At 48.1% G+C, this 6,602-nt stretch carries 4 protein-coding genes and 1 pseudogene; all 5 read left to right on the top strand.

The window, feature by feature from the left end; genetic code table 11:
• Positions 1-144 precede the first annotated feature (144 nt).
• Positions 145-1,002 (top strand): DegV family protein, encoded by an 858-nt coding sequence (locus ACWIZX_RS02930; RefSeq protein ID WP_448334755.1) that lies wholly within the window; start codon positions 145-147, stop codon positions 1,000-1,002.
• Positions 1,003-1,133: 131 nt separating this feature from the next.
• A complete protein-coding gene (locus ACWIZX_RS02935; RefSeq protein ID WP_448334756.1) occupies positions 1,134-2,453 on the top strand; it encodes a DUF1015 domain-containing protein in 1,320 nt (439 codons plus the stop codon).
• Complete coding sequence (locus ACWIZX_RS02940) at positions 2,454-2,798, top strand: hypothetical protein (RefSeq protein ID WP_448334757.1); 345 nt, start codon at positions 2,454-2,456, stop codon at positions 2,796-2,798.
• A gap of 60 nt (positions 2,799-2,858) precedes the next feature.
• Positions 2,859-4,667, top strand: coding sequence for an ABC transporter ATP-binding protein (locus ACWIZX_RS02945; RefSeq protein ID WP_448334758.1), 1,809 nt, complete (start codon positions 2,859-2,861; stop codon positions 4,665-4,667).
• 88 nt (positions 4,668-4,755) lie between these two features.
• Positions 4,756-6,465: pseudogene (locus ACWIZX_RS02950) on the top strand (ABC transporter ATP-binding protein).
• Positions 6,466-6,602: the final 137 nt, after the last annotated feature.

A 6,602-nucleotide genomic window follows, 5' to 3' on the forward strand; every position in this document is an offset into this window, starting at 1 on the left:
CCTCCCAATTCTAGTCGGATAAACAACAATGGTCAAGGTTAAGACCTGAAGAAATTTTCAAGCCGCCTTTCGCAACTTTTTACAAAGAATGGGGTTATAGGCAAAGGAATAATATAATAATAAAGAACTTGAAGGAGAAAAAACATGTCAAAGGTAGCCGTCGTCACTGACAGTACTGCCTATATCCCCGAACATTTAGCCAATGGTTATGTTCTGCACACGATTCCGTTACAGGTTGTGTGGGGAGGAGAAACCTTCCGCGATGGAGTGGACATAACTCCATTGGAATTCTACACTCGTCTGCAGCATGCTAAAGTGATGCCCACCACATCACAACCTTCACCTGCTGCCTTTCAACAAGTTTACACTTCCCTCCTGGAACAGGGCTACGATATCCTTTCCATCCACATCTCGGCGGCCCTTTCGGGCACCATTGATTCCGCTGTACAGGCCAAACAGACCCTTAACACCGATCGGGTTGTTATCATTGATTCTTTTTCAGCGGGCATGGGTCTGGGTTTTCAAGCCTTGCAGGTAGCCCGTGCGGCCAAACAAGGCGCTTCATTGGAGGAGTGTAAAACAATTGCCGAAAAAGCCGTAAACCATACCGGGGTTTTATTCGCCGTCAGCACGCTGGAATTTCTACACCGTGGGGGACGCATTGGAGGCGCTGCCGCTTTTCTCGGTACTGCTCTGGGTCTTAAACCAATCCTCGGTTTGGAGAACGGAAAAATTGTGGCGGTTGAAAAAATCCGCACCATGAACAAAGCGGTGGATCGCCTGATTGATATTTTTGTAGAACGGGTGGGCAGTCAGCGGCCGGTTCGCATTGCTGCCCTGCACGCCAATGCACCCGCCGAAGCCGAACGCCTGCTCGAAAAAGCCTGTCAGCGTTTTGAACCTGCCGAAATAGCTGAAGCCTTTGCCGCCACCGTTTCACCCGTCATCGGCACCCATACCGGTCCCGGTACTGTAGGGATCGCCTACATGGCAGGAATGTGATTGGTCAATCTTCCTGATATTGATTGACAGATTTCCTTTCTGTTCCCATACCTCTTTTTTATTGAACGGTCTTTGGTAAAATGAAAAAGACCGTTTTCTTTTCCCTGTAAATCACCTCCGAGGTTACAACAATGCGAATATATTCCGAGATTGGCGTGCAGGTTGCGGATGTTTTACTTCCCAAAAAAGGGATTGATTTTCGCAAATGGGCAACCATTGCCTGCGATCAATTCACCTCTCAACCCGAATACTGGGAACAGGTAGCCAGAGAGGTTGGCGATGCTCCATCCACGTTAAATTTAATTTTGCCTGAGGTTTATTTAGGTAAACCAGAGGAAATGGAACGCATCCAGACCGCTCAAAAAACCATGCGGCGGTACCTGGACGACGGCATTTTTGAAGTGTACAGCGGTTTAATTTATGTTGAACGCACGGTAATGGGCAAAACCCGCCATGGGTTGATTCTCGCGCTAGACCTGGAAAAGTACGATTATTCCCCCGGTTCTCAATCCCTCATTCGAGCAACAGAAGGCACCATCCTGGAGCGGATACCACCTCGCATGCGCATCCGCGAAGGAGCAGCGCTCGAGCTTCCTCATATTTTGGTGCTGATTGATGACCCGCACCGCACGGTTATTGAACCGATCAGCCAACATGCCAATGCGCTGATCCCTCTCTATGATTTTGAATTGATGCAAGGCAGTGGACATCTGAAAGGAGCGCTCATCACCGATCTCAACCTGGAAAAACAAATTATTAAATCGCTCGAACATCTGGCAGCCCCTCAGGTTTTCTACCCCAAGTATGGGGTTGGGAACGAAAAAGGCGTTTTGCTTTTTGCGGTTGGAGATGGTAATCACTCTCTGGCGACTGCCAAGGCCTGCTGGGAAAAACTGAAACCCTGCGTGGGAATGCATCATCCTGCGCGTTATGCGCTGGTCGAAATTGAAAATCTGCATGACCCCGGCTTGGTTTTTGAGCCAATTCACCGCGTGCTCTTTGGTATTAAACAATCACCTGTAAGCGCACTTGCCCACTATTTTGGCGAAACTGGCGTAACGATAGCCGATTGCCCGAACGCAGAAGCAATGGAAAATATGGTTAAAAACCAGTCCAGCAATGACCAGATGATCGGTATCGTATCACCGCAGGGCTTTGCTACTGCCGCCATCCACAAGCCAACTTCCAATTTACCGGTAGGAAGTCTGCAAGCTTTTTTGGATGACTGGCTGAAACAAGGCGGAGCCGAAAAAATTGATTATGTACACGGCGAGGAAGCCCTGTATCATCTCTCCCGGCAGGAAGGCAATTGCGGTTTTTATCTGCCCGCCATGGATAAAAACGAATTGTTCAAGACCGTGATTCTGGACGGTGTACTTCCCCGGAAAACTTTTTCAATGGGAGAGGCAATTGAGAAACGGTTTTACATGGAAGCCAGAAAAATAATTTGAATGAAGCGATACAATCCTTTACAACCCCATCCTCAAGCTGTTCCGCCCGAACAGGTCAGGTTCCTGAATCTGCAGATTGAACCATGGGAAGACCGCCAGCGGGTGCGCGTTCATGCCCGGCTCACCCCCTTTCAAAAACCTCCCAATCTGGAGTTTGAGATCCGTGCTGCGGATGATCAGGTTGTTGCCAGCGCCTATATTGTGGAAAACATTGATTTCGATCTGGTCATTACCATGCATCTGCGCCAGCTTCCACTGGAAAGACGTTATTTTACGCTTTACGCCCGTGTTGAATATGATGAAATTGGACTGGTTTACCAGGACCAACAGAATTTCTCTTTGTAAAATAACTCCATTAAATCATTTATATTTTTTCATGGAGGAAAGGTCGCTTCGCAGCAGGAAATGAAAAGGCATCTTCGAAACTTAAGTACACTGGTCAAGCCTTATATTCGACAAATCGTGCTTGCCGGTGTCTTCCTGCTCTTCCTCACCCTGATTGAAATGTCCTTCCCGGCGATCATCCGACAAGTGATTGATATCGGTCTAAAGGATAATAACAATCGCTTTCTGATGGTCTCAGCCGGGATAATTCTGGTGTTGGGTCTGATTAAAGCGCTGGTCAGTTTTCGGGAACAATACCTGACCGAATGGATCGCTCACCATGTGGCTTATGACCTGCGCAACCGCCTTTATGACCACATTCAACGCTTATCCTTTCAATACCATGACCACATGCCAACTGGTCAACTTATCAGCCGGGTCATTGAAGATGTGCGCTCCCTGCAGAACTTTGCCGGTCATGGGCTGGTCGAACTGGCCCGAATTATCATCCTTCTCTTCGGCATTGGAATTTACCTCTTTAGCCGCCACCCGTTGCTGGCAGCCATTGCCATCTCGCCGCTGATTCCGCTGATATTGCTGACCACAGATTTTGGCAAGCGTGTAGGAAGATTGTTCCTTGCGGTGGATAATACCCTAGGCGAACTTTCCTCCATTTTGCAGGAAAATGTAGTCGGTGTTCAGGTAGTACGTGCTTTTGCTCAAGAAAAGTTTGAAACCCTACGCTTTGACCAAACCAACCGTAAATTGTATGACCGACAAATTACGGTCGTAAGGGAATGGGCAAAAGTCATGCCCTCGACCATCTTTTTAGTCACCCTTGGCACAATCTTAATTCTGTGGTTTGGCGGTCAAATGGCAATCCGCGGCGAGATCACCGTTGGAGAACTGGTTGCCTTTAACAGTTATATGCTTCTGCTGGCAAACCCGGCGCAACAATTGGCATGGCTGGTCAACGCTGCTGGTGAAGCTTATGCCGGTTTGCAACGCACCTTTGAAATACTTGAAACCCAGCCGGATATTCAATCCCCGCCCAACGCTATGGTTTGCCCTCCCTTTCGAGGGGAAATTCTCTTTGAGCGAGTTTCTTTTCGCTACAATGAACATGAAAGGCCTATCCTCAGTGACATCAACTTGAAGATTGAACCAAACCAGCGGGTAGCGATCATCGGCGCAACCGGCTCGGGCAAGACTACGCTGGTCAACCTGATCCCCCGATTTTATGATGTCAGTGAAGGTGCTGTAAAAATTGACGGTATTGACGTTCGCCGGATGGATCTTTCATCTCTCCGGCGTCAAATTGGCATTGTTCTGCAGACTTCCCTCCTCTTCTCCACCACGATCCGGGAAAATCTGGCTTACGGACGTCCGGATGCCAGCGAGGAAGAAATTATCGCTGCAGCCAAAGCAGCCCAAGCACATGATTTCATCATGGAACTGCCGGAAGGTTATGATACCGTAGTTGGCGAGCGGGGAGTTACTCTTTCGGGCGGTCAGCGTCAACGGATTGCCATTGGCAGAGCGCTATTGATGAATCCGCGGATCCTGATTCTGGATGACTCAACTTCCAGCGTAGATGTGCAAACAGAACACTTAATTCAAAAGGCTTTATCCGTACTAATGGAAGGCCGTACCACCCTGATTATTGCTCAACGTCTTTCGACCGTAAAAAAAGCCGATTTGATTCTGGTGATGGAACAGGGTCGCATTATTGAACGGGGCACTCATTCTCAACTGCTTGCATTAAATGGTTTTTACCGTCAAATTTATGAACTTCAGCTGAGAAATCAGGAAGAACTGGAAGAAGTCCTCCCCCTTTCACAAGTTGCTCGTTCTAAAGTCAATTTTCGATCAGGAAATTCGTTGGAGTAAAAAAAATAGCATGGCTGTCACCGTTCCATCCAACATTCATGAGGATGTGCAATTCAAAGGCTACGACCCACAGGTAATTCGTGGATTGATGGCATTTGTAAAGCCTTACTGGAAACCCTTGCTGGTCTCATTGATCCTCATGGCAATCACCTCAGCGGCCTCGGTGGCTGGACCCTACCTGGTGAAACTGGCCGTGGACGAAGGCGTGGATGGACAGTCTCTTCCGGCATTGCGCAATATCGTCCTGCTTTACCTGACTATTGCCACTCTGCAATGGTCCGCCATCTACGGACGGGTTTTTATCATGTCCCGAGTCGGACAATCCATCATCTTTGATGTCCGGTCGAAATTATTTCATCATCTTCAACAACTTTCCCTCAGTTTTTTCTCACATTACTCAGTCGGGCGTATCATCGTTCGGGTGATCAACGATGTGAGTGTTTTAAGAGAATTTATTACCTGGGCCATGCTCGCCATTGCCCGCGATTTATTTGTACTGGTTGGCATTGTAATTACCATGTTCGGTATGAACCCGCGCCTTTCTTTGCTAACCTTCAGTGTGATCCCGCTCATCATTTTCAGCACACGCCTCTTTCGGAAGCGTGCCCGTGAATATTACAGAGAAACACGCAAGGCCATCAGTTGGGTCAATTCCGTCCTCGCTGAAAATATCAACGGCTTACGGGTTGTACAGGCATTTTCGCGTGAGGATAAAAATTACACCTACTTTCGAGATGTGGTGAACCGCAACAACCTGGATGTCAACCTCAAAGCCGCGCGCCTGGCTGCGCAATTCTTTCCCAGTGTTGATTTTTTGGGCATTACAGCCATGGCACTGGTCGTCTGGCTGGGAGGCAGCGCCGTTTTGGGAGAACAAATTTCACCCGGCACGTTGGTTGCCTTTGTATTGTACATAAACCGCTTTTTCGACCCAATCCGTGATCTGAGCCGCCGCTTTGATACCTTCCAATCCACCATGGCTAGCGGCGAGCGCATTCTCAACCTTTTGAATGCCCCCATTGAGGTACAGGACGCGGCGGATGCCATTGAAATGCCTGCGATTCGAGGGGAAATTCGCTTTGAAAATGTCAGTTTTCACTATTCAGATGATCCTACCCCGGTTTTGCGCAATATTGATTTGACAATTCCAGCAGGTCAGACTGTTGCGCTGGTCGGAAAAACCGGAGCAGGAAAATCCACTCTGATCAAGCTGGTTGCCCGTTTCCACGATCCAACTGAAGGAATTGTCCGAATTGACGGTTACGATCTTCGTCAGGTGACCCAGCAGAGTCTACGCCGACAATTTGGCATCGTCCTTCAAGACCCCTTTCTGTTTTCCGGAACCGTCCGTGAAAATATCCGCTTTGGCAGATTGATTGCGAGTGATGAAGAAGTCGAAACCGCTGCCAAAACGGTGGGAGCAGATGAGTTTATCCGCTAATTACCACACGGTTATGACACACCCGTAGAAGAAGGCGGCGCCATTTTATCGGTCGGGCAGCGTCAATTGATCTCATTTGCTCGTGCCTTGCTGGCTGATCCACGCATCTTAATATTGGATGAAGCCACTTCCAGTGTAGACACCCAAACCGAGCGTATGATTCAGGCTGGCCTTAACCGCCTATTGAAAGGGCGCACCTCTTTAATTATCGCTCATCGTCTATCTACAATCACCAACGCGGATCGGATTCTGGTCATCGAAAACGGAGAGATTATTGAGGATGGCACTCATGCTGAACTATTGCAAAAAGGGGGGATATACTATCATCTCTACAGTTTACGCTTCGAGGATGAATAATCGGGCCAGTTAACAATATTGATAACCAAACCCAATTGAAAGGCAGTTTGGTTGACCGTTCAATTTTTTGAATGCTACAATAGACTTTAAGTGATTTCAAACTCGAATGTCACTGAAGAAAATCGGTAATTTTTCCG

The sequence above is a fragment of the Bellilinea sp. genome (assembly GCF_053501535.1).

What these genes read in the sequence shown, in the direction of transcription:
- ACWIZX_RS02935 (WP_448334756.1), top strand. Translation starts at nt 1,134, where the DNA reads ATGCGAATATATTCCGAGATTGGCGTGCAGGTTGCGGATGTTTTACTT.
- ACWIZX_RS02930 (WP_448334755.1), top strand. Translation starts at nt 145, where the DNA reads ATGTCAAAGGTAGCCGTCGTCACTGACAGTACTGCCTATATCCCCGAA.
- ACWIZX_RS02945 (WP_448334758.1), top strand. Translation starts at nt 2,859, where the DNA reads ATGAAAAGGCATCTTCGAAACTTAAGTACACTGGTCAAGCCTTATATT.
- ACWIZX_RS02940 (WP_448334757.1), top strand. Translation starts at nt 2,454, where the DNA reads ATGAAGCGATACAATCCTTTACAACCCCATCCTCAAGCTGTTCCGCCC.